This is a genomic window from Streptomyces sp. NPDC096136 (assembly GCF_044763325.1).
Classification (GTDB): Bacteria; Actinomycetota; Actinomycetes; order Streptomycetales; family Streptomycetaceae; genus Streptomyces.
In genome coordinates, this window is the sequence record NZ_JBIWFZ010000010.1 from 129,352 (window position 1) to 154,502 (window position 25,151).

Genomic DNA, 25,151 nt, shown 5'->3' on the forward strand with positions numbered 1-25,151 from the left:
CGGACGGGACCGGCGCGAATGGATTTGCGGGGCGCGGGTTCCCGGCGGCCCGTACCTCCGGACGGGTGTCATACCCGGGAGTGTCAGACCTTCGGCAGAGCCCTAGGGGAAGCCATGGGACGTGAGGAGGAGCCGCGGGCCCCTGAGGTTGGCTCTCCGGGCCGATGTGCGGAACGCGCCGGGCGCGCACCATGGAGACATGAGCACCGCAACCTTCACCCCGACCCGGGGCGGCCGCCCCGGCGGCGCCACCGCCACCTCTTCCCACCACTCCCGCCACCGCGTCGGCGACGCCCTGCGCGCCGTCAAGGTCTACGTGACGGCCGCCGTACGGGTCGTCGTCCTCGGCGAGTACTCCTCCGACGCGGGTGTCATACGCCGCTGACCGGCCCGCCGCGCGGGCCGCCGCCCCGCCGCGGCGGGTACCGCCGATCGGCGGACGCGCACGGCGCTGACCTGCGGACGCGGCAGGTGGCCTGATCCCGGCGGAGGCCCTCCGGTGATCCACTAGGGTCACGCGCGTGACCCGCAGCCCCGATCCCGACCGCTCGCCGTCGCCCCTCGCCGGCATGCTGGTCACCGGGGCGCTCCTCACCCTCGGCGTCCTCTGCGTCGCCCTGCGCGTCCCGGCCGTCGACGCCCTGCTCAGCGGCTTCTGCGCCGCCGACTGGCACCCGCCCGCCGGCTACCCGCCGTTCGCCGCGATCCTCCTCACCCCCGCCGCCTGGCTGCCCGCCGGCGTGCTCAAGGCCGTCCTCGTCCTCGGGAACGGCGGCCTGCTCGCCCTGCTGGTCCTGCTCTCCTGCCGCCTCGCGGGCGTACGGGCCCGGCCGGGCCCCGTCCTCGCCGCCACCATCGCCGGGCTGTGGCTGGAGCCGCTGTTCCAGAGCCCGCTGCCCGGACAGATCAACCTCGCCCTGGCCTGCCTGACCCTGTGGGACCTGGGCCGGCCGCGCGCCGGGCTCGGCCGGGGCTTCGCCCTGGGCACCGCCGCCGGGATCACCCTGACCCCGGCGGTGTTCATCCCGTACCTGCTGCTCACCGGGCAGGTCCGGGCCGGCCTGACGGCCCTGGCCGGCTTCGCCGGTACCGCCCTGCTCGGCGCCCTCGTCCTCCCCGAGGCCTCCGCCGACTTCTGGACCCACCACCCGCCGGCGGCCGGCGGGGTCCCGCTGCTGCACTGGCAGCACCTGTGGGTGTGGGCCGTGCCCCCGCTCACCCTCCTGGCGGCGAGAGCGGCCGGCGCCCTCCGGCGCCCCCGCCCCCACCGCCCGGCGGCGGCCCGCATTCCCGCCCCGAGGCCGCCCCTGGGACGGGAGGAAGCCGCCAGGGTCAGCCGTCCGCCAGCAGCTCGTCGGCGTCCATGATCCGGTAGGCGTAGCCCTGCTCCGCCAGGAAGCGCTGGCGGTGGGCGGCGAAGTCCTGGTCGATCGTGTCGCGCGCCACGACCGAGTAGAACCGCGCCTCGTGCCCGTCCGCCTTCGGCCGCAGCACCCGGCCCAGGCGCTGCGCCTCCTCCTGCCGGGACCCGAAGGTGCCCGACACCTGGATGGCGACCGTGGCCTCGGGCAGGTCGATGGAGAAGTTCGCGACCTTCGACACGACCAGCACGCTGATCTCGCCCTCGCGGAAGGCGTCGAAGAGCTTCTCGCGCTGCGCGTTGGACGTCTCGCCCTTGATGACGGGCGCGTCCAGGTGCTCGCCCAGCTCGTCCAGCTGGTCGATGTACTGCCCGATCACCAGCGTCTGCTCGCCCTGGTGCTTGCGCACCAGCGCCTCGGTGACCTTCCGCTTCGTCGCGGTCGTCGCGCAGAAGCGGTACTTCTCCTCCGTCTCGGCCGTCGCGTACGCCAGCCGCTCCGACTCGGTCAGGTTGACCCGGACCTCGACGCAGTCCGCGGGCGCGATGTAGCCCTGCGCCTCGATCTCCTTCCACGGGGCGTCGAAGCGCTTCGGCCCGATCAGGGAGAACACGTCCGACTCCCGGCCGTCCTCGCGCACCAGAGTCGCCGTCAGCCCCAGGCGGCGGCGGGCCTGGAGGTCCGCGGTGAACTTGAAGACGGGCGCCGGCAGCAGGTGCACCTCGTCGTAGAGGATCAGCCCCCAGTCACGCGAGTCGAACAGCTCCAGGTGCGGATAGACGCCCTTCCGCTTGGTGGTGAGGACCTGGTAGGTGGCGATCGTGACGGGCCGGATCTCCTTGCGCGTGCCCGAGTACTCGCCGATCTCCTCCTCCGTCAGCGAGGTCCGCTTCACCAGCTCGTGCTTCCACTGCCGCGCGGAGACCGTGTTCGTCACCAGGATCAGCGTGGTCGCCTTGGCCTTCGCCATCGCCCCGGCGCCGACCAGCGTCTTGCCCGCGCCGCAGGGCAGCACGACCACGCCCGACCCGCCGTGCCAGAACCCCTCGACGGCCTGCGCCTGGTACGGGCGCAGCGCCCAGCCGTTCTCCTCCAGCTCGATCGGGTGCGCCTCGCCGTCCACGTACCCGGCGAGGTCCTCGGCCGGCCAGCCCAGCTTGAGCAGCGTCTGCTTGATCTGCCCCCGCTCCGAGGGGTGCACGGCCACCGTGTCGGCGTCGAGCCGGGCCCCGACCAGCGGGGTGATCCGCTTCGACCGCAGGATCTCCTCCAGCACGGGCCGGTCCGTGCTGGTCAGCACCAGCCCGTGGACGGGGTGCTTGGAGAGCGTGAGCCGCCCGTAGCGGGCCATCGTCTCGGCCACGTCGACGAGCAGCGCGTGCGGGACGGGATAGCGGGAGAACTCCACGAGGGCGTCGACGACCTGCTCGGCGTCGTGCCCGGCGGCCCGCGCGTTCCACAGGCCCAGCGGGGTGATCCGGTACGTGTGGATGTGCTCGGGCGCCCGCTCCAGCTCGGCGAAGGGGGCGATGGCCCGGCGCGCGGCTCCGGCGAGCTCGTGGTCGACCTCCAGGAGGAGGGTTTTGTCGCTCTGGACGATGAGGGGCCCGTTCACGCATGTCCCTTTCCGGCGGGTGGCGGCCGCCCGGGCGCGGGCGGCCAAACCTCCAGTCTGCCGTACGGCCGGGGATCCGCGGGTCCCGCGCGGGCGGCTACGCGCCGAGGTGGGGCAGCGGGCCCGTCGGGTACGGGGTCTCCACCGGCAGGAGGGCGCGGGCCGCGGCGGTGTCGCCGGCGCGGAGCAGGCCGTGGATCTCGCGGGCCAGCGGGGTGACGTCGCGGATGGAGACCGTCCACTCGTCGGCGTAGGCCCGCGACGCCGGGCCCGACAGGCCCAGCTGGAGGGACCGGTGGGGCAGCGGGTTCAGGTGCGGGTCGCGCTCGGGGTCCCACTGGACGCGGACCGGGGACCGGGACAGGGTCTCCTTCCAGGCCCCGCGGTCCGCGTGCACGTCCGGCACGTAGTGGGAGAGGCAGGCCTGCGCGAGGGCCCCGTCGAAGCCCTCGCGGCTGATCTCGACGGCCAGCACGGTCTCCTGGTCGGCCTTCGGCCTTCGTGGCCCAGCCGCAGCGGTACATCATCCACAGGAACGACGGCTTGATCCACGTCATCCGCTCCCGCTTCCACGCCGCCGGGAAACGGCCGTCGCGGGCCGCCGGCAGGCCGAGGGCCGGGGAGTACGCCTGGTACACCGTCACGGTGGCGGCGGTGTGGGCGGCGCGGACCTGGCGCTCGGGGATCCGGGGCCGGGGGATCTGCTGGGGTGTTTCCGACATGCGGCCAGGGTGCGGCCCCCGCACCCCTGCCCGCCAGCGGTTTTCCCTTCCCGCGCGGCCCGGGACCCGCCCTCGGACCCGCCCTCGGACCCGGTTCCCGGACCCGGTTCCCGGACCCGGTCCTCAGACCTGGTCCTCCGCCAGTTCCGCCACCCCCGTGATCCGGTGCAGGGCGTACGTGCGCACCTCGTCCGCCGTGTGGTCGTAGCCGGTGACGAAGCCGCCCTCCACCCGCACCGGGGCGATGACCCGCTGGCTCGCCGCCCCCTCGGCGTTGACGTACCCGATCCACACCGCCGACCCGGTCAGCGCCGCCGCCTGCACCGTGGCCAGGGTCTCCGCCGCGCTCGTGCGCGGCAGCTCGCCCGCCGCCGGCGCGGCCGACGGCCCGGCCGGCTCCTTGCGGACGGCCGTCGCCGCCAGGTCGCCCGCGCGCACCGCCCGTACCGCCGCGCCCAGCAGCGTCGCGTCCGGCACCGGCGGCCCGTCCGGGACCGGCACCGGGGCCGAGCGCTCCGGGGTGCGGTACGCGGCGGCCCGCGCCACCAGCACGTCCCCCGTACGGGACTCCGCGGCCGGGGCGTAGCCCATCGCCCGCAGCCCGTCGAGCAGCGCGCCCGGCTCCGCCTGCGCCGCCAGCACCGTCGGCGCCAGCCTGCGCAGCCCCAGGCCCGCCGAGCGCTTGTCGGCCAGGATCTCGCCCAGCATGGCGTCGTCGTCGCACCGTACGTACGAGGAGGCCGCCCCGACGCGCAGGTGCCCGTGCCGCCGCGCCACGTCGTCGATCAGGTACGCCAGCGGCTGCGGCACCGGGGTACGGCTGTGCTCGGCGAGGAAGGCGTGCAGGTCGGAGGCGGTCTGACCGGAGTCCAGCGCCCGGCGCACCGAGCCCGGGGTGAACCGGTACACGGTCGCCCCGCCCTTGGACTCCACGTCCGCGAGCACCGCCAGCACGTCACCGAGCGGCCGGCGCAGCGGCCCCGGGGCCACCGCCGTCAGATCGGCCTGGAGCAGGACGTGGTCCACCGGCTCCGGCAGCAGCGGGGCCAGCGGCGCCGCCGGGTCGCGGCCCTCCAGCAGGGCCCGCCCGAAGGCGCTGAGCGCGCCCCGGCCGGTGACGCCCAGCACCTCGGCGTCGTGCAGGGTCCAGTGCGCGAGGCGGGCGCGCAGGTCGCCGGTACCGCGCTCCGGGCGCTCCCACGCGAGCCGTTCGAGGAGGGCGTCGGGGTCGGGCGAGCCGCCCTCGGGCAGGACGGCGAGGAGTTCGAGGACCCGGCGGCGCACCTCCGGCGCTGGCGAGCGGTCCAGCTCGGGGCCGAGCGCCGCGAGGGTGCGGCCCTTGGCGTCCTGCTCGCCGACCATCCCGGCGGTGCGGGTCGCCGCAAGCCAGGCCCGGGCCAGCGCCGACCACCTCTCGGCGGGCGGCCGTTCGCACCAGTCGTCGAAGGCCGGGGTGGGCGCGTACCGCTCGTCGGCCTCGCCGTCGCTGGCCAGCAGCCCGGCCGCGTAGGCGAGTTCGATCCAGAACGCGGCCGCCTGCTCGGTGGTGTCCAGGGAGGCCGCCGTCCGCTTCAGGTCGCGCACGGCGAGCCCGCCCGCCCGCAGCACCAGCGGCCCGGTGTGCTCCCAGGACTTCACCAGCTCCTCGACGGTGGACAGCGCGGCCAGCGCCTGCCCGGCGGCATTGGCGTCCACAAGCTGTGGACGGTGCTCGCGGTGCGCGTCCACCGGCGGCGCGACCGGCGCCGTCGCCCGGTGCGCGAGCCCGCCGCGCAGGTGCAGGGCCACCTCGCGGGGCAGTACGACGGTGCGCGCCGAGGCCGGCAGCAGCAGCCCCCGGTCGCGCAGCCAGCGCACCGGCGGCGCCGGATCCGGGGTCACCTCCCCGTACGGCGGCCCCCACACGAGCCGCCCCAGCACCTGGTGCGCCTCCGCCGGGGCCTGGTCCAGCAGGGCCGACATCCGCTCCGGGTCGGTGAACAGCCCGGTCAGGGCGGCCACCGCGGACACCGGGTCGTGGGTGGCGGGCAGCCCGGCGGCCGCGACGATCTCCTGGACCCGGGTCGGCGACATCCCGGACGTGGCCTCGGCGACGGTGGGGCCGAGCCCGGTCGGGGAGGGCCGCTGCGCGGAGGGGGCGAGCAGCTCCCGCGCGGTGCGGACCAGGCGCAGCCGGTCGTCGTCCCCCCACACCAGGGCCTGGTCGCGCAGGGTTCCCAGGGCCCGGGGGAGGGCGTCCCGGGCCGCGGCGTCCCGCGCGTCCTCGCCGCCGCTGCCGGTGAGCAGCTCCTCCAGCACGGCGTACGGGCAGGGGTCCGGGGCCACCGCGAGGGCCTCGGCCGTCTGGAGCGCGAACCGGTCCAGGCGGTCCAGGGCGCGCACCACCGAGGCCCGGGTGCCGGCGCGGGTGGCCAGCTGGGTGATGTCGGCGGGCACCGGGTTCAGCAGGTCGGGGCGGGCGTGCAGCAGGGCGGCGAGCGCCGCGTCGTCGCGGGCGCGCAGGGCCTCGGCGAGGGAGCGCGGGGCGGGCGCGCCGGCGCCCGCGGCGCCGCTCGCGGAGCCGCTCCCGCCGCTCGCGGCCGTACGCCCCGCTGCGCTTCCCGGAGTGCTTCCCTTCGGACTTCCCTCGGGCACGGTGGTCGCCTCCTGGTCACGTCGGCCGGTCGTCGGCCGGTCCCCATCCGGGCAACGGTATCCGTTGCGCCGACGGCCGCTCCACGCCCGCACGCGCTACCTTCTGGGGCGTGGGGATCGAGAGCGACCATCTGGTCTACGAATACCTGAGCCGGGTCGGGGACTTGGCGCAGCAGCGGCAGTTGTCGTCGGGCGACCGGATGCGGCTCGTGTCGGGGCTGCGCGACGAGATCGACCGGCGGCGCGCGCGGTTCGAGCCGGAGACGCCGGAGGCGGTACGGGCCGTCCTGGAGCGGCTCGGCACGCCGGAGGAGGTCCTGGACGCGGTGGGCCGGCCGACGGCCGCGGGCGCCGCCGCGGTGCCGGTCTCGGTGCCGGAGCAGCGCGGCAACCGGCGCCGCGCGGGCGCGAAGCCGGCGCCGGTGCCGGAGCCGCGGAACGTGCCGCCGCACCTGGCCGGGCTGGACGAGCTCGGCGCGTCGTCCGCGGACGGCGGCGAGCCCGACTGGTGGCGGCTGCCCGCCGCCGGGCGCGGGCCGCAGGTCGAGGGGTTCGCCGGCGGCATCGAGATCCCCGACCTGTTCGGGCCGCCTGAGGAGGAGACCGCGCCCGCCGCGCCGCCCGCGGCGCCGCCGGTCGGCGGCGGGCTGCTGCACCACCTCCGGCAGCGCCGCGAGCGGCGGGAGGAGGCGTCGGCGCGGGCCGCCGGGGAGGCGCGGGCGGCGAAGGCGCCGCGCCCCCGCCCGCACGGCTTCCTGCTGCTGGCGGCGGTGCTGCTGGCCGTCGGGGCGCTCACGGGCTACTGGCTGCTGCTCGGCGCGGGCGCGCTGGTGGCGTACGCCTCCCGGGTGCTGGGGCCGCTGGAGCGCAAGTGGGTGGTCCTGGGCGTGCCCGCCGGGGTGTTCACGGTGGCGGTGCTGTGGCTGTGGGGCCGGACCACGGGACGGTGGGGCGAGCCGCTGACGGACGCGCAGCTGGGGCCGGCCTTCCAGTCGATGTGGCCCGCCCTGGCCCGCGCGGCGGGCGCCGTCCTGGCGGCGTACCTGGCCTGGCGCAGCCGGCGGAGGGAGGGGTAGGCGCCACCGGGTGTTCGGAGTGAGGAAAAAGGCATGGAAGTGCCCTCAAAAGGGGCAACGGCTGACATCTCGCCAAATACCGCTATCCGATAAGCCAACGTCCGCTTAGCTTCCCTCGGGCCGCTGGAGTCTCGGCACAATGGCGCTATGACCTCCACCCCCCCACAGCTCACCGTCGGATTCGACCTCGACATGACGCTCATCGACTCCCGCCCCGGCATCAGGGCCGCCTGGCAGGCGCTCTCGGCGAAGACCGGGGCGCACATCGACGCCGACCTGGCCATCACCCGCCTCGGACCCCCGCTCGAGGAGGAGCTCGCCTACTGGTTCCCGGAGGAGCAGATCCCCGCGATGCGGGACCTCTACCGGGAGATGTACCCGAGCTGCGCCATCGAGCCGACGCCGGCCCTGCCCGGCGCCCGCGAGGCGGTCGAGGCCGTCCAGGCGCTCGGCGGCCGGGCGATCGTGGTCACGGCGAAGAACGAGCCGGACGCCCGCCGGCACCTCGACCACCTCGGGATAGGGGCCGACGCCGTCATCGGCTGGCTCTGGGCCGAGGGCAAGGCCAAGGCGCTGCGCGAGTACGGGGCGCAGGTGTACGTCGGCGACCACGTCGGCGACGTGCGCGGCGCCCGGACGGCCGGCGCCCTGTCGGTGGCGGTGACGACCGGCCCGTGCGCGGCCTCCGAGCTGCGCGAGGCCGGCGCCGACGTGGTGCTGGACGACCTCACCGCCCTGCCGCAGTGGCTGGAGGCGTTCGCCCGCAGCCGCGCGGCCTGAGGAGCAACGGCCGGAACGAACCGCACGCGCGTCAGGCGGCCTGGGACTCCCGGGCCGCCCTGCGCTGTGCGGCGGCCGAGCGGAACACGCCCGCCGCGGAGATCGCGAAGCCCACGCCCATCAGCATGCACACCGCCCACGCGTACGACGGGAACGGGTCGGTGCCCAGGAACAGCGGCGCCATCGTCACGAGCGTCGCCACGGCGCCGACGATGAACACGATGCCGCCGGCCTTGACCAGTCCGTCGCCGGGCCGTGCGTCGTCGGGGTGAGGAGTAACAGTCACCCCACCAGGGTAGTTCCCTGGCCGAAGCGGTGGAGCGGGAAGGACCGGGGAACGTCTTGTCACCCGTATCAGGACCATTAGCCTGGAGGAGGCGGGTCGCTGGACCCGCTGTACTGCTATCCGGAGCCGTTCACCTCGGCGAACCGGACCCGACGAGCACAAGGACAGAGGACGGACGTGCCTACCGGCAAGGTCAAGTGGTTCAACAGCGAGAAGGGCTTCGGCTTTCTCTCCCGTGACGACGGCGGAGACGTCTTCGTGCACTCGTCGGTGCTCCCCGATGGGGTCGACGCGCTCAAGCCCGGGCAGCGCGTCGAGTTCGGCGTCGTCGCGGGGCAGCGCGGTGACCAGGCGCTTTCGGTAGTCGTGCTGGAGCCGACGCCGTCGGTGGCCGCCGCCCAGCGGCGCAAGCCCGACGAGCTCGCCTCGATCGTGCAGGACCTGACGACCCTGCTGGAGAACATCACCCCGATGCTCGAACGCGGCCGCTACCCCGACAAGGCGCACGGCGCGAAGATCGCCGGCCTGCTGCGCGCGGTGGCCGACCAGCTCGACGTCTGAGCGTTCCCCCGCGCGCACGCCGGTGCCCCGCCGCTCCTCCGAGCGGCGGGGCACCGGCGCGTGCGGGGCGCGGCTACGGGAAGGCCAGCGCGTCCGGCCCGATGGCCGGAACGAGGCCCTCGGCGGCGGCCCGGGTCAGCAGCCCGCGGACGGCCGCGTAGCCGGCGTCGCCCAGGTCGGCGGTGAACTCGTTGACGTACAGCCCGATGTGCTGGTCGGCGACCTTCGGGTCCAGCTCCTGCGCGTGCGCCCGGACGTAGGGCCGGGAGGCCTCGGGGTCGTCCCAGGCCATCCGCACCGACGTGCGGGCCGCCTCGGCCAGCGCGCGCAGCGTGTCCGCGCCCAGCGAGCGCCTGGCGATGATCGCGCCCAGCGGGATCGGCAGGCCGGTGGTGGACTCCCAGTGCTCGCCCATGTCGGCCAGGCGGTGCAGCCCGTACTCCTGATAGGTGAACCGGGCCTCGTGGATGACCAGTCCGGCGTCCACGCGGCCGTCGCGCACCGCCGGCATGATCTCGTTGAACGGGAGGACGACGACCTCGCCGACCCCGCCGGGGAGCACGTCCGCCGCCCACAGCCGGAACAGCAGGTAGGCGGTGGAGCGCTCGCTCGGCACCGCGACCGTCCTGCCGGTCAGGTCCAGCCCCGGCTCGCGGGTGAGGACGAGCGGGCCGCAGCCGCGCCCCAGCGCCCCGCCGCAGGGCAGCAGCGCGTACTCCTCCAGCACCCACGGCAGCACGGCGTACGACACCTTCAGCACGTCCAGCTCGCCGCGCTCGGCCATGCCGTTGGTGACGTCGATGTCGGCGAAGGTCACGTCGAGGGCGGGTGCGCCCGGGACGCGGCCGTGCGCCCACGCGTCGAAGACGAAGGTGTCGTTCGGGCAGGGCGAGTAGGCGATGTCCAGGGTGATCGGCGGGGTGCGGTCAGCGGTCGCGGTCATGGCGTTCTCCCCAGGTGACGAGTACGGGGCCCAGCGCGCGGAATCCGTCCGCGAGGGCGGCCAGGGCGTCCCCGATCCGCCAGGCGGCCCGGTCGCGCGGGCCGACGGCGTTGGACACGGCGCGGATCTCCAGCACCGGGAGCCCGTGCGCGGCGGCCGCCTCCGCGACCCCGAAGCCCTCCATCGCCTCGGCCCCGGCGAGCGGGTGGCGGGCGGCGAGCTCGGCGGCGCGGGCGGCGCTGCCGGTGACGGTGGAGACGGTCAGGACGGGCGCGAGGAGCGCCCCGGTGGCCTCCGCGGCCCGTGCGGCGAGCCCGGCGGGCGGAAGGTGCACGCTGCGGCCGAAGCCCAGCTCCTGCACGGGGACGAAGCCCTCGGGGGTCTCCGCGCCCAGGTCGGCGGCGACGAGCGCGTCGGCGACCACGAGCGAGCCGAGCGGGGCGGCGGGGGCGAACCCGCCGCCGATGCCGGCGGAGATGACGAGGGAGTACTCGGCCAGCGCGAGCGCGGTGGCCGTCGCGGCCGCGGCGGAGGCCGGGCCGACACCGCCGACGAGCACGTCGACGGCGAGGCCGGGCAGGTCCCGGCGGATGACGGAGTAGTTGCCGGGCAGGGTGCGCGGCTCGGGCGTGACCGGGTCCTGATGAGGGGTGAGACCGGAGGCCGCGGAGTCTGCCTCCGCGGCCACGGCGGTCACGACCAGCACGCGCACGCCGCGCCGCCGCTAGCTGTTCTTCAGCTTGAGCTTGAAGGACCAGACGGCGAGGGGCTTGCCGTCCTCGCCGACCTGGACGAAGCTCAGCATCTTCGACTGGGGCGCCTCGCCCTGGCCGCCGGTCGCGAAGACGTCGGCGCCGGCGAAGCTGCGGTAGGTGTTCGAGGACGGCTCGGTGATCGGCTGGCCGTCGAGGACCGCCTGCCACTTCTTGCCGTCCTCGACGACCGCCGGCTCGACGCCGAGGCGCAGCGTGTCGCCGCGGCCGTACTCGATGGTCTTGGCGTCCTTGCGGGCGGTGAGGCACTCCTGGACCTTGTCCATGGAGAGCTCCTTGCCGTTCTCGCCGTTGTCGGCGCGGCACTCGGACTCGGCGGACACCGACGAGCTGCCGACGGTCACGGTCGCGAGCGGCGTCGGCTTGTCGCAGGCGGACAGGAGGAGGAGGCCGGCGGACACGGCTCCGAGGGCCGCGACGCTGCGGCGGGCCCTACCCGGGAAAAGCGGTGCGGTCATGAGCCGAAGGCTATCGGGCCGCTGGGCTGCGCCGCCGCACGGGGGTCCCACGGCGGCGCGCCCCTGCGCCGACGGGGGCCTCAGGCCGCGCGGGCGTGGGGGGAGCTCCGGTGGCGGTGGGGGGCGGTGAGGAGCCCCCGCAGGGCCATCACGGTGCCCAGGGCCACCAGAGCGGCCGCCACCGCCATGCCCAGGACGCCGTTCAGCGGCAGGGCGATGCCTATGCCGCCGCCCAGGACCCACGCCATCTGGAGCAGGGTCTCCGAGCGGGCGAAGGCCGAGGTGCGGACGGCCTCCGGGACGTCGCGCTGGATCATCGCGTCCAGCGACAGCTTCGCCAGGGCCTGGCAGAAGCCGGCCGTGCAGGCCAGGACGGCCACGAGCGGGCCGCTGAAGAAGGCCGCGGCCACGATCGCCACCACCAGGGTGGCGGACAGCACGGAGGCCACGATGGCCTCCGGGGCCCGCGCCCGCAGCCACGCCCCCACCGCCGTGCCGCAGGCGTTGCCCACGCCCGCCGCGACGCCCACGATGCCGAGGGACACCGCCGCGCTCCGGCCGCCCAGCGGGTGCTCGCGCAGCAGGAACGCCAGGAAGAAGATCAGGAACCCGGACAGGGCCCGCATCGAGGCGTTCGCCAGCAGCCCGCACAGCACCGGGCGGCTGACCGTCCGCAGGCCGGGCCGTTTCGAGTGCGCCTCGTGCGTGGACAGGCGGGCCCGGCGCTCGCCCTTGGCCTCGTCCACCTTGTGCGGCAGCTGGAACGCCGCGAAGGTCCCCCACACGAAGATCGCGCAGGCCCCGTACAGCGGCCACGGCGGCCCGACCGCGTGCAGGCCGGCCGCCGCCGGCGCCGCCGCGCCGGTCGCGAGGAGGCCCGCCAGCGTGACCCGGGAGTTCGCCTTGACCAGCGAGAACGCCGGCGGCAGCAGGCGCGGGACCACGGCGCTGCGCACGACGCCGTACGCCTTGGAGGCGACCAGGACGCCCAGCGCCGCCGGGTAGAGCGCCAGGCCGCCGGTCGCGACCGTGCCCGACATCAGCACCGCGAGGAGCGCCCGCGCCAGCATCGCGCACGCCATCGCCGCCCGCCGTCCGTGCGGCAGCCGGTCCAGCAGCGGGCCGATCACGGGGGCCAGCAGGGTGAAGGGGGCCATGGTGATCGCGAGGTACAGGGCCACCCGTCCGCGTGCCTCGTCCGTGGGAACGGAGAAGAACACCGTCGACGCGAGCGCGACGGTGATCATGACGTCGCCGGCCCCGTTGATGGCGTGGAGTTCGATCAGCCGCCCGAGCCCCGATTCCCCCGCCCCGTGGGCGTGCGTGACGCGCCGGATCCCGCGCGCCGTACCGGTGAACGGGAGGTGCAGGGCGCGCCCGACCGCCCGGCCGGCCCGCCTGGCCGGTCCCGAGCCGTCTGCGGACGACCGTGCGGGAGCCACCGTGCCATAGTGCCCCAGACGGCCCGCCGGGACCCGTCCCGGCGCGTCGGGCCGCCGCCGGGGGGTGGTCCGGGTGCCTCCGATGTCCGCGAATCGGACCTCGCATGTGGGCCGAAGGCTTCGGAGGAGGTAGCGTGCGTAGCGCGCCACCGGCGGTTGCTCTTGGCCGCGCGCCTCTTCGCGATCCCGCAGAATGGATCACATGGGGTGCGCCCGAGGCCGATCGGGGCGCGGACGTCGACGCGGCCCTCTGGTCCGCTCCGCCCGCGCTACGTACGGACGAGACCGACGGGTCGTTGTGGACGACAGTACGGACGGCGCACTCGTGAGACGGCGTAGGAGAGAACGAGACCTGTGAGTGCTGCGACGACGCGAAGCCGTACCCCGCGTACCCCCGCCCCCGACCGCCTGTGTGTCGAGGCCGTGGAGCTCGCCCGCGAGGCGGCCGAGGAGGCCGCCTACCCCGGTGTGGTGGGCGAGCACGTCTCGGTCGTGGCGGAGGGCGACCGGGTCGTCACTCACTTCTTCGAGTGCAAGGAAGCGGGATACCGCGGCTGGCGCTGGGCCGTCACCGTCACCCGCGCGTCGCGGGCCAAGAACGTCACCCTGGACGAAACGGTGCTGCTGCCGGGTGACGACGCCCTGCTCGCGCCGGAGTGGGTGCCGTGGAGCGAGCGGCTGCGGCCTGGCGACATGGGCCCGGGCGACCTGCTCCCGACGGACGCGGACGACCTGAGGCTGGAGCCCGGGTACAGCGGCGAGGACGCGGCCCCGCCGAACTCGGTGGTCTCGGCGGAGATGGCCGAGCTGGTGGAGGCGGAGGACGCCGACGTCACCGACCGGGTGGTCGTCCCGGCGCGCGGCTCGATCACGGCCGTGGCGGAAGAGCTGGGCATGCGGCGCGCGCGGGTGCTGTCCCGGTACGGGCTGCACACGGCCGCCGACCGCTGGGACGAGTCCTTCGGGGCGAAGACCCCCATGGCGCAGGCCGCGCCGGCCTCGTGCGTGTCCTGCGGCTTCCTGGTGGCCATCGGCGGCTCGCTGGGGCAGGCCTTCGGGGTGTGCGCGAACGAGTTCGGCCCGGCGGACGGGCGGCTGGTGTCGCTGTCGTACGGGTGCGGCGGCCATTCGGAGGCCGCGGTGATGCCGAAGCCGCCGAGGCCCGCGGAGCCGGTGCTGGACTCCACGGCCCTGGACGAGTTCCCCCTGCGGCCGGCCGCCGACACGGGTTCGGTCCCGGAGTCGGACGTCCCCTCCGAGGACCTCGGCCACTCGTAGCCGCCGCGCCGCCGTCTGCGGGCGCGGGGTGCCGCCGCCGGCCGGGGCCTGCCCCGCGCGGCGGCGGCACCGTACGCTCGGCGGCATGGACATGGTGGGGATGACCGGGCGGGTGACCGGGACCGTGGGGCCGGGGCTGGTGGGCGAGGTCATCGTCCGCGTCCGCGGCGGCGCCGAGCACTTCCTCGCGTACCCCGCCCCCGGCGAGAGCGCCCGGATCGCCGTCGGGACCGTGGTCGCCGTCGTCGAGTACCAACCCCCGCGCACCGTGTACGTGATGCCGGTGTACGAGGGCTGACGCCCTCCCGCGTATCAAGATGGCGACAAGAACGATCCGGCCACTTCTCCACCACCCCCGCACGGGCGCAGACTCACCCCGTCGGTGCCGAACGGCACCGTTCTAAGGGGGCGTTGCCGATGGCTGTCGGCGTCGTGGCGGGAGTCGTTCTCGCCGCAATCATTGCCTTGATCGGCCTGTTCAAGCTCATGTGGCGGGTGGCCGAACCGAACGAGGCGCTCGTCATCTCAGGCTCCACGCACAAGACCGAGGGCATCGGCGAGGGCATGGGCTTCCGGATCGTCACCGGCCGCGGCACGCTCGTCCTGCCCGGCGTGCAGGCGGTGCGCAAGCTCTCGCTGGACCTCAACGAGACCCAGCTGAACGTGGACTGCGTGACCCACCAGGGCATCCCGCTGCGGGTCAAGGGGGTCGTGATCTTCAAGATCGGCGATGACTACGTGTCCATCGCCAATGCCGCGCGCCGCTTCCTCGACCAGCAGAAGATGATGCCCGAGCGGGTGCACATCGTCTTCGCCGGCCATCTGCGCTCCATCGTCGGCGGTCTGACGGTCGAGGACATGATCCGCGACCGGGAGAAGCTGACCGGCCAGACCCGGGCGGCCTGCGGGACCGAGATGGAGAAGCTCGGGCTGATCGTGGACTCGCTGCAGATCCACGAGATCGAGGACCCGACCGGGTACATCAAGAACCTCGCGATGCCGCACGCCGCCGCCGTCCAGCGCGACGCCCGCATCGCGCAGGCCGAGGCGAACCGCCTCGCGACCGAGGCGGAGCAGACCGCCTTCGCCCGGATGGCCGAGGCCACCCGGGACAGCGAGATCCTCCAGGCCGGCTACCAGGCCGAACGGGACAAGGCCGCGGCCACCGCCCGGCAGGCGGGCCCGCTGTCCGAGGCCGCCGCCCGCCAGGAGGTCGTCGTCCAGGAGACCCGGGTCGCCGAGCTGGAGGCGCACCGCAGGGAGCAGCAGCTCCAGGCCGACGTGCGCAAGCCCGCGGACGCGGCCGCTTACCAGACGAGGACGCTCGCCGAGGCGGAGCGCGACGCGCGCATCTCGGCGGCGCAGGCCAAGGCGAAGGAGACCGAGCTGGCGGCGGCCGCCGAGGCGACGCGGGTCAAGACGGCCGCGGCGGCCGAGGCACAGGCCACGGAGGCGCGCGGACACGCGGCGGCCACCGCGACCCGGGTCAGCGGTGAGGCGGAGGCGGCCGCCACCCAGGCCAAGGGCCTCGCGGCGGCCGAGTCGGCGCGGGCGAACGGCCTCGCCGCGGCGGAGGCGGCGAAGGCCAAGGGCCTGGCCGAGGCCGAGGCGATCAAGGCGAGGGCCGCGGCCCTCGCCGAGAACCAGGAGGCCGTGGTCGCCCAGCAGCTCGCCGAGAACTGGCCGGCGATCGTCCAGGCGGGCGCGGGCGCCTTCGGCAGCGTCGAGCACATGGTGCTGCTCAACGGGGCCGAGGGGATGTCGGAGATGTTCGCCAAGGCCCTGACGATGGGCGGTACCGGGCTCGGCGTGGCCCGTCAGCTGCTGGCCTCGATGGCCGCCCAGCAGAAGGGGCCCGAGGAGGGTCCGGCCCCTGCCGTCACCCCCGTGAACGGCAGAGGCCCCGGCAGGACGCAGATCCCGATCGACGAGGACCGCGCCTGACCGGCGGCGGGCACCGCCGGGTGGCCGGAAGGCGATCCTAGGCCGGTGCCGCTCCGGTGCATGTGCGTTGCGCGCAAGGATCGTTGACCTTGCGCGCAACGCGTTTGCGGCGCAGTTCCGTCGGGCTCGTGCCGTACGCCTGGCGGAACGCCCGGCTGAAGACGGCGGCGCTGCTGAAACCCCAGCGGGCGGCGATCGAGTGCACCGGCCGGCGCCTCAGGTCCGGCCGGAGCAGGTCGGCGCGGGCGGCCGCCAGCCGGCGGCCGCGGATGGTGGCGGCGACGCCCGCGGGCCGGCCCTCGAAGAGGAGGTGCAGGCGGCGCAGGGAGATGTGGTGGCGGGCGGCCACCGCGCCCGGAGTCAGCTCCGGATCCGCGAGGTTGTGCTCGATGTAGGCGTCGATCTGCCGCAGCAGCGCCTCCTCGCGCGCCTCGGCGGGGAGGTCGTCGTACACGTCGAGGCGTTCGGCGAGGCAGGCGGTCGCCAGGCCCAGCGCGGCCGAACCCAGCCGGGCCAGTTCCCGTTCCCCGCAGCCGTCGGCGTGGGCGCCGACGCTGCCGAGGAACTGGGCCAGGGCCGCGCCCGTGCCCCGCGTGGCGGGGATCCGCTGGGAGAGCAGCCGGTCCACCCGCTCCGGCCGGAACGGCAGCGAGGTGCGCGGGAGTTGGAGCACCACCGTGCGGTCCGCCGCGGGGGCGGCGCCCCCCTCGTACGGGTGGGACGTGTCGCAGAGCACCAGGCCTCCGGTGACCAGGGCCAGCTGGTAGCGCTCGGGGTCGGTGGTGCGGGGGAGCGCGGGGACCCGGCTGAAGGTGGACACCCGGACGGGGCCCAGGTCGAGGTCCTGGAGGGGCGCGCGCTCGGGCCGGTCGTCCCGTGCCGCCGCCCCGCAGGGCACGACCGTCACCACTCCCATCCCCGCCCCCGTCATCTCCGGCATGGTCATGCCAGGTCCTTGTCCGTGGGCAGGGACGCGCCCCCGCTCCCCGGCGGTTCCGGCGGGGGCGCCGGGCATGCCGGGGCCGCGCTCAGCCCTTCGGACGCCGCCGCAGCAGCCGCTTGGCCGCCAGGACCAGGGCCGTGCCCGCCGCGAGGACCAGGGCGCCCTTCGTGAAGCCGCCGCCCTCCGCCCCGTCCGCGCCCTTCTCGCCCGACGACCCCGCCGCCGGAGCGGGGCGCGCCGGACCGGAGGGGGCCGGGGTGGCCGCGGGCGCCACCGGGACGGCCACCACCCGGCTGCCCGCCCCCTCCGCCCCGAACAGCAGCGTCCGCCCGTCGGGGGAGTACGTCACCGACTCCGCCTGCCCCTGCCAGGGCGCGTCCACCCGCTCGCCCTCGCCCTGCGGCCGCCCGTCCTTCCACGGGTACGTCCGCGCCGTGAAGTAGCCGCGCAGCGTCAGCCGGGTGCCGTCCGGGGAGAACGCCCCGTCCGTCACCCACGGCACCTCCGCCACCCGCCGGAAGACGTTGCGCCCGTCCGCCGACAGCTTCTCCGGGCCCTCGTACAGGCCGCCGCCCTGCTCGTTCTTGCTCGCGATGTACACCCGGCCCGTCACCGGATGCACCATCAGCGCCTCGGCGTTGCGCGGCCCGTCCGCGTACACGGCCGTGAACTGCTCGGCCTTCACGGTGGCGTCGGCCAGCTCCTTCGGCTCCGGGAAGCGGTAGATCCACACGTGCTCCCAGGTGCCGTCCCGGTTGTCGCCGATGTCCCCGACGTAGAGGTTCCCGTCGGGGCCGAGCGAGATGGCCTCCACGTCGCGCGGGGTGCCGATGCCGGCCATCGTGATCCGGGCCACCGTCCTGCCCGTCGCCGAGTCCACCGCGTACACGTACGGGCCGTCGTCGCTGTCGTTGTGCGTCCAGTACACGCCCGGATGGATCCGGCTGGCCGCCAGCCCGCTCGACTCCGTGATCCGCGGATCGGTGATCGTGAACCCGGACGCGGTGGGGGACGGACTCCCGGTGGCCGGGGCGGCGCCGGAGGCCGCGGCGGCACCCGGCAGCAGCAGGCCCAGGACGAGAGCGGCGGGAACGGCGGTCGTCGGCACGGTCAGCAGGCGCATCCCCCCAGCCTGCCAGGACCGGCCCGGCCGGGCGGCACGGCCCGTCCGGACCCCGGCGTGTCCGGCATCACAGGGGCTCCCGCCGCATGATCCGCGATGATGACCGGATGCGTTTCATGTTCGTCGGCGACTCCATGACCATCGGACGCGCCGGCGACTACACCTGGCGCTACCGGATGTGGCAGCACCTCGGCGCCACCCTCGGCGACGGCTCCTTCGAGATCGTCGGCCCGCGCGGCACGCTCTACGACACCGCCTGCGACGCCCCCTCCAGCGACGCCTACGCCGACCCCGCCTTCCCCGGGCCGGCCCGCCGCCACCTGGCAGGCTGGGGCGAGGGCTGGCAGCACATGGCACCGCTCATCGGACCGGCCGTCCGCGAGGCCCGGGCCGACGTCCTGCTCGTCTCCCTCGGCCTGATCGACCTCGGCTTCTACACCAAGGCCGACCAGACCGCCGCCAACGCCCGCGCCTTCGTCGAGGCCGCCCGCGAGGCCCGCCCCGGGATCCGGATGGTCCTCCTGCCGGTCATACCCAACGTCCGCGCCGAGGAGGACGCCCCCTTCGCCGAGGAGGTCGTCCGCTTCAACGAGCTGCTCGCGAAGACGGTCGCCGACCTCGCCGACGCCGCCTCCCCGATCCAGCTGGCCGCGCGCCCGCACGCGTACGACATCCACCGCGACACCTACGACGGCACGCACCCCAACGCCTCCGGCGAACACCGCCTGGCCGGCGAGTTCGCGGCCGTCCTCCACCAGGCCTGGGGCATCGGCGGCCCCTACCGCCCCGCGGCCGACGCGTAACGCGCCGCGACCACGGGGGTCTTGCTTCGAGCGCACTCCAGGCAGTTGGCTTGGGCCCCATGAAGTACACGCAGCTCGGACGTACCGGCCTCAAGGTCAGCCGACTCGTACTCGGCACCATGAACTTCGGCCCCCAGACCGACGAACCCACCAGCCACGCCCTCATGGACGCGGCGCTCGACGCGGGCGTCAACTTCTTCGACACCGCCAACGTCTACGGCTGGGGTGAGAACAAGGGCCGCACCGAGGAGATCATCGGCACCTGGTTCGCCCAGGGCGGCGGCCGCCGCGAGAAGACGGTCCTCGCCACCAAGGTCTACGGCTCGATGTCCCGCGAGGGGGAGACCTGGCCCAACTTCGACCGGCTCTCCGCCCTCAACATCCGCCGCGCCGTCGACGCCAGCCTCAAGCGGCTGCAGACCGACCACATCGACGTCTACCAGTTCCACCACGTCGACCGCCGGACCCCCTTCGAGGAGATCTGGCAGGCCGTCGAGGTCCTGATCCAGCAGGGCAAGATCCTCTACGCCGGCTCCTCCAACTTCCCCGGCTGGAAGATCGCCCAGGCCAACGAGGCCGCCGCGCGCAGCGGCCGGCTCGGGCTCGTCAGCGAGCAGTGCCTCTACAACCTCGCCGAGCGGCGCGCCGAGATGGAGGTGATCCCGGCCGCGCAGGAGTACGGGCTCGGCGTCATCCCGTGGTCGCCGCTGCACGGGGGCCTGCTCGGCGGGGCGATCCGCAAGCAGGCCGCCGGCGCGTCCGAGGGGCGCAGTGCCTCCGGGCGGACGGCGGACGCGCTCGCCGACAGCACGGTGCGGGCGCAGGTGCAGGCGTACGAGGACCTGCTCGACAAGCACGGCCTGGAGCCCGGCGACACGGCCCTGGCCTGGCTGCTGACCCGGCCCGGGGTCACCGGACCGATCGTCGGCCCGCGTACGCAGGAGCAGCTCGCGTCCGCGCTGAGGGCGGTGGAGCTGGAGCTGTCGCCGGAGGTGCTGGCCGGGCTGGACGGGATCTTCCCCGGACCGGGCCCGTCGCCGGAGGCCTTCGCCTGGTAGCGCGGGGGCGGCCCCGGGGCTACTGGCCCACCGCGGCCGCCACGGCGACGACGACGAACATCAGCACGAGCACACCGGCCATGACACGGTTTCTGGTCTTCGGATCCACCCGTCGAGACTAACGCGGCAGCTCCCGGCCCCCGTGCCAGGGGCTGCGAGACTTCCGTCATGGTCACAGTCGACGACGTACGGCGGCTGGCGCTCGCGCTGCCGCGCACCGAGGAACACCTCGTCCGCGACCGGGTGAAGTTCCGGATAGGCCGGATCGTCTACCTCGCCCTCTCGCGGGACGAGACCGGGCTCGGCTTCGCCTTCCCCAAGGAGGAGCGGGCCGCGCTCGTCGCCGCCGAGCCGGAGAAGTTCTTCCTGCCGGGCACCGGCGACATGCGCTACCACTGGGTCGAGGCGCGGATGGCCGCCCTCGACGTGGCGGAGCTGGAGGAGCTGGTCACCGACGCCTGGCGGATGTGCGTGCCGGCCAAGGTGGCCCGCGCGCACCTGGAGGGCGACCTGCCGCCCGCGCCCGGGCTGGCCCGGCTGCGGGCGGCGGCCGAGGTGTTCGGGGCGTTCCCCGGGGTCGACCGGAGCTGGCTGGCGCTGCGCGCGGACACCGCGCCCGGGCTCGACCTGTCGGGCACCGGGCACCGCACCGCCCTGCACCGCTGGCTCAACGCCTGGGGCTGCCGGATCCGCTACCCGCGGGAGGGCGAGCCGGACGTGTTCGGGGAGGGGCTGGCCCACTGGTGGTCCCGGCACGGGGACCTGCCGGCGACCCGGCTGGCGGCCCTGGGCGACCGGGAGATCGCCCGGCTCGCCGCCGCGTACGGGGAGCTGGCGGCGCTGCCCGTCGGGCGCCGGACCCTGGGTCCGACGGCCGCGGCGAAGGCGCTGTTCGCGCTGCGGCCCGACACGGTGATGCCCTGGGACGCGGCGATCGCGCAGCGGCTGTGGGGCGCCCGGGACGAGGCGGCCTTCGCCCGGCACCTGGCGACCGGCCGGGCCTGGGCGCGTGCCGCGCTCGCGGAGGGCGGCGGCCTGGACGAGGCCGCGCTGGCCGCGGAGCTGGGCCGGCCGGGGCTGCCGCTGGCCAAGCTGCTGGACGAGTACCTGTACGTGACCATCACCCATCAGGGGTCCTGAGGGCGCGCGGCGGTGCCCCCGCGGGGGCACCGCCGCGCGCCCTGGGTCAGGCCTTGCCCTTGAGGTTCCCGACCAGCTGGTTCGTCAGCTTGGTCGCGCCCGCCAGGCCCTTGTCGGTGCTGCTGCTGACGAGGACGGTCACCACGGAGTGGCCGACCCGGGCGGCGACGAGGGTGGTGCCGCCCTGCCAGGCGGGGCTGGTCTCGGTGATGGCCCAGGCGCCGTCGCCGACGCCGGCCAGGGGCTTCTCGGTGACGGTCACCGTGCTGTGGGTCGGCTCGTCGGGGTAGCTCGGGCAGGCCTTGGAGAGCATGCCGAGCGCGCCGAGGACCGTCGTGGCGGTGGTGCCCTGGTAGACGTCGACCTCCTGGGCGAACTCCTCGGAGGTGTTCTTGTTGACGTACGCGTTCTGCGCGAACGAGACGCCGGTGATGCCGGTGATCTCGGTCCACGCGGTCCCGCCGAGCTTGGTGCAGTCGGGGGTGGGGACCTCGGCGGTGGCCGGGGCCCGGTAGGCGGGGCCGGTGTCGCGCTGGTCGGCGGGGTCGGCGGTGAAGCCGGCGGCGAAGAAGGAGGCGGGGGCCAGCGCGGCCTTGAGCTGCGTACCCGTCAGGAGGCCCTTGTTGGGGCCGTCGACGGCCGCCGTCGCGGCGGAGGGCGCCGCGGCGGCGGGTGCCTTCGACGCGGCGGTCGTCGGGGCGGCCTTCGGGGCGGCCTTCGGGGTGGCGGAGCAGGCCGTGAGCGCGAGCGGGAGGACCGCGACGGCGAAGAGGGTGGCGACGGGAGATATCTGACGCACGGTGTGGTTCGACCTCGTTGTTCGGATGCACTGCTGGTTCCGGCCGGCCGTGCCCCCGGCCGTCCCCCGGCCCGCGCGGGGGAGCGCGGCGCGTCCGGTTCAGCGACAGGACTCGCGCATCACATCGGGCCGCCGCCGGTGGGGCAAGGGTTCAGCGGATCCTTTGCTTCCGGATGTGAAATCTTTTTCGAAAACCCTGCACGAGTGCCCGAATAGTGCTAATGGCCGGTCAGGGGCCATTCCCCGACGACCTCGTAGCGCGGCTGCTCGCCGGGAACGCCGGAGACGGGCAGGCTGCTGCGGACGAGCCGCAGGGCGTCGACCTGCCAGGCCGTGCCCTCGAAGCCGGCGAGGGCGTCGAGGGAGGGCCGCAGGTCGGCGTGGTCGTGGCGGGCCCGGGCCAGGGTGAGGTGCGGGGTGTAGCGGCGGTGCTGCTCCATGGGGACCCCGGCCCGGCGGGCGGCGGCGTCGGCCCGCTCCGCGAGCAGCCGCAGCGCGTCGAGCCCGCCCGCGGCGCCGATCCACAGGGCGCGGCGGCCGAAGTGTCCGGCGCCGCGGAGGCGGAGCGGGAAGGGCGCGGTGCGGGCGGCCGCCCGGCCGAGGCGGGCGTGCAGCTCCGGGAGGAGGGGGTCCGCCACCTCGCCCATGAAGGCGAGGGTGAAGTGCCAGCCGGCTTCGCCGGTCCAGCGCAGCCCGTGGCCCTGCGGCGCCGCGGCGACGGCCTCCCGCAGCTCGGCGACGGCCCCGGCGCTCGGCACAACGGCGGCGAACAGCCTCATGTCCCCGACGATAGCCGCTGGGCGGGGCGACTTCGCGCCCCGCCGTCCCTACGCCGGGAAGCGGTGGTCCACCCAGCGGAAGGCGACCTCGATCAGGGCCGCCGCCGCTGCCGCGATCGCGACCGCGATCCACGGCATCGTCACCCCCTCCAGCTTCAGCTGGAAGAAGTGCTGGAGCCAGGGCACCGCCAGGACGAGCAGGAACGCCGCCCCCATCGCGGCCACGAGCACCACCCGCCACCAGGTGTACGGCCGGGCGATGATCGCCAGCACCCACAGCGAGGTCAGGAACAGCGTCAGCGTCGCCGCGCTGGTCTCGGACGTCAGGGCGTCCGGGCCGGTGTAGTGGACGCGGGCGATCAGGTACGAGACGAAGGTGGCCACCGCCGCGACGGCCCCGCCGGGGATGGCGTAGCGCATGACCCGCCGCACGAAGTGCGGCCGCGCCCGTTCCGTGTTGGGGGCCAGCGCCAGGAAGAACGCCGGGACGCCGATGGTGAGCGTGGACAGGAGGGTGAGGTGGCGGGGGAGGAAGGGGTACTCGACCTGGGAGCAGACCACCAGGATCGCCAGCAGCACCGAGTAGACCGTCTTGACGAGGAAGAGGGTCGCCACGCGGGTGATGTTGCCGATGACCCGCCGGCCCTCGGCCACCACCGACGGAAGGGTGGAGAAGCTGTTGTCGAGGAGGACGATCTGGGCGACGGCGCGGGTGGCCTCGGAGCCCGAGCCCATGGAGACGCCGATGTCGGCGTCCTTGAGGGCGAGCACGTCGTTGACGCCGTCGCCGGTCATGGCGACCGTGTGGCCGCGGGACTGGAGGGCGGCGACCATGTCGCGCTTCTGCTGCGGGGTGACCCGGCCGAAGACGGTGTTGCCGTCGAGGACCTCGGCCATCGCGTCCCGTTCGGCGGGCAGGTGCCGGGCGTCCACGGTGTCGGCGGCGCCGGGCAGGCCCAGCTTGCCGGCGACCGCGCCGACCGAGACGGCGTTGTCGCCGGAGATGACCTTGGCCTTGACCTCCTGGTCGCCGAAGTAGCGCAGGGTGTCGGCGGCGTCGGGCCGCAGCCGCTGTTCGAGGACGACGAGGGCGGTCGGCCGGACCCCGCTGGCCACGGCCGGGTCGTCGAGCTCGCGGGCCGAGCGGGCCAGCAGCAGGACCCGCAGCCCCTCCTCGTTGAGGCCGGCGACCTCGTCCAGCGCGGGGTCCCCGCTGGGCAGGAGCACGTCGGGGGCGCCGAGCAGCCAGGTGTTGTTCTCGCCGTCGCCCTCGCTGAAGCTGGCGCCGCTGTACTTGCGGGCGGAGGAGAAGGGCAGCGACTCGGTGCAGCGCCACTCGGCGCTGTCGGGGTAGGCGTCGACGATCGCCTGGAGGCTGGCGTTGGGGCGGGGGTCGGACTCGCCGAGGGCGCCGAGGACCTTCTCGACGTAGGCGGGGTCCGCGCCGCCCAGCGGGCGGAGCTCGGTGACGTCCATGCCGCCCTCGGTGAGGGTGCCGGTCTTGTCGAGGCAGACGACGTCGACGCGCGCGAGGCCCTCGATGGCCGGCAGCTCCTGGACGAGGCACTGCTTGCGGCCCAGCCGGATGACGCCGACGGCGAAGGCGACGGAGGTGAGGAGGACGAGGCCCTCGGGGATCATCGGGACGATGCCGCCGACGGTGCGGGCGATGGCGTCCTTGAGGTTGTCCTCCTTGACGACGAGCTGGCTGATGATCAGGCCGATGGAGGTCGGGATCATCATCCAGGTGACGTACTTGAGGATGGTGGAGATGCCGGTGCGCAGCTCGGAGTGGACGAGGGTGAAGCGGGAGGCCTCTTCGGCGAGCTGGGCGGCGTAGGCCTCGCGGCCGACCTTGGTGGCGGTGAAGGCGCCCCCGCCGGCGACGACGAAGGAGCCGGACATGACCGGGTCGCCGGGCTTCTTCAGGACGGGGTCGGCCTCGCCGGTCAGGAGGGACTCGTCGATCTCCAGCCCGTCGGCCTCGCCGACGATCCCGTCGACGACGACCTTGTCGCCGGGGCCGAGCTCGATGACGTCGGAGAGGACGATCTCGGAGGTGGAGATCTCGGCGGTGGCGCCGTCGCGGCGCACGCTCGGTTTGACCTCGCCGATGACGGCCAGCCCGTCGAGGGTCTTCTTGGCGCGCATCTCCTGGATGATGCCGATGCCGGTGTTGGCGACGATCACGAAGCCGAAGAGGCTGTCCTGGATGGGCGCGACGATCAGCATGATCACCCAGAGGACGCCGATGATGGCGTTGAAGCGGGTGAAGACGTTGGCGCGGACGATCTCGGCGGTGGAGCGCGAGGAGCGCAGCGGCACGTCGTTGACGTCGCCGCGGGCGACCCGCTCGGCGACCTCGGGGGTGGTCAGACCGCCCGGCTTGAAGCGGGGGGCGGGGGGCTTCACGGGGTGCACGGGGTCCAGCTCGGCCCCCGCGTCGATGGCGGCTGCGGGCCGCTCGGGCCCGTCCTGGTCGATCCTCGCCCACTGGGTCATGTTTTCGACGGTAAAGGGCGTTCCCGCGCTTCACCCGCCGAGCGGCGGGAAGATCCGACTTCAGGATGAGCGGGATCGTCCCCCGGTCGCCCCCGCTCCCCGCGCCCGGTCCTCCGTACGGCCCCCGGTCG

The 25,151-nt window shown here is 74.9% G+C and carries 23 protein-coding genes and 1 pseudogene; 11 read left to right on the top strand and 13 right to left on the bottom strand.

Features of this window, described 5'->3' with window-relative positions; translation table 11 throughout:
- Positions 1–199: 199 nt before the first annotated feature.
- Together ACIRBY_RS21900 and ACIRBY_RS21905 are read left to right on the top strand one after the other, a co-directional pair.
- A complete protein-coding gene (locus ACIRBY_RS21900) occupies positions 200–385 on the top strand; it encodes a hypothetical protein (RefSeq protein WP_403902594.1) in 186 nt (61 codons plus the stop codon).
- Between the two features lie 136 nt (positions 386–521).
- The gene (locus tag ACIRBY_RS21905; RefSeq protein WP_403902596.1) at positions 522–1,367 is read left to right on the top strand and encodes a glycosyltransferase family 87 protein; all 846 of its coding nucleotides are present in this window, start codon (positions 522–524) and stop codon (positions 1,365–1,367) included.
- Here ACIRBY_RS21905 and ACIRBY_RS21910 read toward each other — a convergent pair.
- From ACIRBY_RS21910 to ACIRBY_RS21920, 3 genes and pseudogenes are all read right to left on the bottom strand, one after another.
- Positions 1,333–2,976, bottom strand: coding sequence for a DNA repair helicase XPB (locus ACIRBY_RS21910; protein ID WP_403902599.1), 1,644 nt, complete (start codon positions 2,974–2,976; stop codon positions 1,333–1,335). The two genes, ACIRBY_RS21905 and ACIRBY_RS21910, sit on opposite strands and share 35 nt — an antisense overlap.
- Before the next feature lie 97 nt (positions 2,977–3,073).
- Positions 3,074–3,698: pseudogene (locus ACIRBY_RS21915) on the bottom strand (DUF4291 domain-containing protein).
- 123 nt (positions 3,699–3,821) lie between these two features.
- On the bottom strand, positions 3,822–6,200 hold the full coding sequence (locus tag ACIRBY_RS21920) for a helicase C-terminal domain-containing protein (protein ID WP_403902891.1): 2,379 nt from the start codon (positions 6,198–6,200) through the stop codon (positions 3,822–3,824).
- A 242-nt stretch (positions 6,201–6,442) separates the two neighbouring features.
- Here ACIRBY_RS21920 and ACIRBY_RS21925 point away from each other — a divergent pair, with 242 nt between their 5' ends.
- Both ACIRBY_RS21925 and ACIRBY_RS21930 read left to right on the top strand, forming a co-directional pair.
- Complete coding sequence (locus ACIRBY_RS21925) at positions 6,443–7,408, top strand: hypothetical protein (RefSeq protein WP_403902602.1); 966 nt, start codon at positions 6,443–6,445, stop codon at positions 7,406–7,408.
- Between the two features lie 147 nt (positions 7,409–7,555).
- Entirely contained in the window at positions 7,556–8,188 is a 633-nt protein-coding gene (locus ACIRBY_RS21930; protein WP_403902604.1) for an HAD family hydrolase, read from the top strand.
- A gap of 31 nt (positions 8,189–8,219) precedes the next feature.
- Here the strand turns inward: ACIRBY_RS21930 and ACIRBY_RS21935 are convergent, their stop codons facing one another.
- Positions 8,220–8,474: a hypothetical protein gene (locus ACIRBY_RS21935; RefSeq protein WP_403902607.1), complete on the bottom strand. Its 255-nt coding sequence runs from the start codon at positions 8,472–8,474 to the stop codon at positions 8,220–8,222.
- A 177-nt stretch (positions 8,475–8,651) separates the two neighbouring features.
- On the opposite strand from ACIRBY_RS21935, the gene ACIRBY_RS21940 reads away from it, so the two are divergent.
- Positions 8,652–9,035: a cold-shock protein gene (locus ACIRBY_RS21940; RefSeq protein ID WP_042811480.1), complete on the top strand. Its 384-nt coding sequence runs from the start codon at positions 8,652–8,654 to the stop codon at positions 9,033–9,035.
- Positions 9,036–9,108: 73 nt separating this feature from the next.
- Here the strand turns inward: ACIRBY_RS21940 and ACIRBY_RS21945 are convergent, their stop codons facing one another.
- From ACIRBY_RS21945 to ACIRBY_RS21960, 4 genes are all read right to left on the bottom strand, one after another.
- Positions 9,109–9,978, bottom strand: a complete 870-nt coding sequence (locus ACIRBY_RS21945; protein ID WP_403902610.1) for a 1,4-dihydroxy-6-naphthoate synthase — start codon at positions 9,976–9,978, stop codon at positions 9,109–9,111.
- Entirely contained in the window at positions 9,962–10,690 is a 729-nt protein-coding gene (locus ACIRBY_RS21950; protein WP_403902612.1) for a futalosine hydrolase, read from the bottom strand. The genes ACIRBY_RS21945 and ACIRBY_RS21950 overlap by 17 nt, the downstream gene beginning before the upstream one ends.
- A gap of 12 nt (positions 10,691–10,702) precedes the next feature.
- Entirely contained in the window at positions 10,703–11,209 is a 507-nt protein-coding gene (locus ACIRBY_RS21955) for a DUF2771 domain-containing protein (protein WP_390687888.1), read from the bottom strand.
- A gap of 80 nt (positions 11,210–11,289) precedes the next feature.
- On the bottom strand, positions 11,290–12,669 hold the full coding sequence (locus tag ACIRBY_RS21960; protein ID WP_403902894.1) for an MFS transporter: 1,380 nt from the start codon (positions 12,667–12,669) through the stop codon (positions 11,290–11,292).
- Between the two features lie 336 nt (positions 12,670–13,005).
- On the opposite strand from ACIRBY_RS21960, the gene ACIRBY_RS21965 reads away from it, so the two are divergent.
- The 3 genes from ACIRBY_RS21965 to ACIRBY_RS21975 all read left to right on the top strand — a co-directional run bounded on the left by ACIRBY_RS21965 (position 13,006) and on the right by ACIRBY_RS21975 (position 15,873).
- A complete protein-coding gene (locus ACIRBY_RS21965; protein ID WP_403902615.1) occupies positions 13,006–13,929 on the top strand; it encodes a DUF3027 domain-containing protein in 924 nt (307 codons plus the stop codon).
- Between the two features lie 91 nt (positions 13,930–14,020).
- Complete coding sequence (locus ACIRBY_RS21970) at positions 14,021–14,227, top strand: hypothetical protein (RefSeq protein ID WP_403902897.1); 207 nt, start codon at positions 14,021–14,023, stop codon at positions 14,225–14,227.
- Positions 14,228–14,346: 119 nt separating this feature from the next.
- Positions 14,347–15,873, top strand: coding sequence for an SPFH domain-containing protein (locus ACIRBY_RS21975; RefSeq protein ID WP_403902618.1), 1,527 nt, complete (start codon positions 14,347–14,349; stop codon positions 15,871–15,873).
- Between the two features lie 37 nt (positions 15,874–15,910).
- On the opposite strand, the gene ACIRBY_RS21980 is transcribed toward ACIRBY_RS21975, so the two are convergent.
- Positions 15,911–16,819 carry a helix-turn-helix domain-containing protein gene (locus ACIRBY_RS21980; RefSeq protein ID WP_403902621.1) on the bottom strand — a complete coding sequence of 303 codons (909 nt, stop codon included), beginning with the start codon at positions 16,817–16,819 and terminating at the stop codon, positions 15,911–15,913.
- 82 nt (positions 16,820–16,901) lie between these two features.
- Complete coding sequence (locus ACIRBY_RS21985; protein ID WP_403902623.1) at positions 16,902–17,939, bottom strand: WD40 repeat domain-containing protein; 1,038 nt, start codon at positions 17,937–17,939, stop codon at positions 16,902–16,904.
- Positions 17,940–18,046: 107 nt separating this feature from the next.
- Here ACIRBY_RS21985 and ACIRBY_RS21990 point away from each other — a divergent pair, with 107 nt between their 5' ends.
- The 3 genes from ACIRBY_RS21990 (at position 18,047) to ACIRBY_RS22000 (ending at position 20,940) form a co-directional block, all read left to right on the top strand.
- Positions 18,047–18,742, top strand: coding sequence for a GDSL-type esterase/lipase family protein (locus ACIRBY_RS21990; protein WP_403902626.1), 696 nt, complete (start codon positions 18,047–18,049; stop codon positions 18,740–18,742).
- A 59-nt stretch (positions 18,743–18,801) separates the two neighbouring features.
- Complete coding sequence (locus ACIRBY_RS21995) at positions 18,802–19,800, top strand: aldo/keto reductase (protein WP_403902629.1); 999 nt, start codon at positions 18,802–18,804, stop codon at positions 19,798–19,800.
- 168 nt (positions 19,801–19,968) lie between these two features.
- Positions 19,969–20,940 (top strand): MmcQ/YjbR family DNA-binding protein, encoded by a 972-nt coding sequence (locus ACIRBY_RS22000; protein ID WP_403902632.1) that lies wholly within the window; start codon positions 19,969–19,971, stop codon positions 20,938–20,940.
- Between the two features lie 46 nt (positions 20,941–20,986).
- Here ACIRBY_RS22000 and ACIRBY_RS22005 read toward each other — a convergent pair whose 3' ends face one another.
- From ACIRBY_RS22005 to ACIRBY_RS22015, 3 genes are all read right to left on the bottom strand, one after another.
- Entirely contained in the window at positions 20,987–21,739 is a 753-nt protein-coding gene (locus ACIRBY_RS22005) for a hypothetical protein (RefSeq protein ID WP_403902634.1), read from the bottom strand.
- Positions 21,740–21,957: 218 nt separating this feature from the next.
- Positions 21,958–22,518, bottom strand: a complete 561-nt coding sequence (gene thpR / locus ACIRBY_RS22010; RefSeq protein ID WP_403902636.1) for an RNA 2',3'-cyclic phosphodiesterase — start codon at positions 22,516–22,518, stop codon at positions 21,958–21,960.
- Between the two features lie 48 nt (positions 22,519–22,566).
- Entirely contained in the window at positions 22,567–25,020 is a 2,454-nt protein-coding gene (locus ACIRBY_RS22015) for an HAD-IC family P-type ATPase (RefSeq protein WP_403902639.1), read from the bottom strand.
- Positions 25,021–25,151 lie beyond the last annotated feature (131 nt).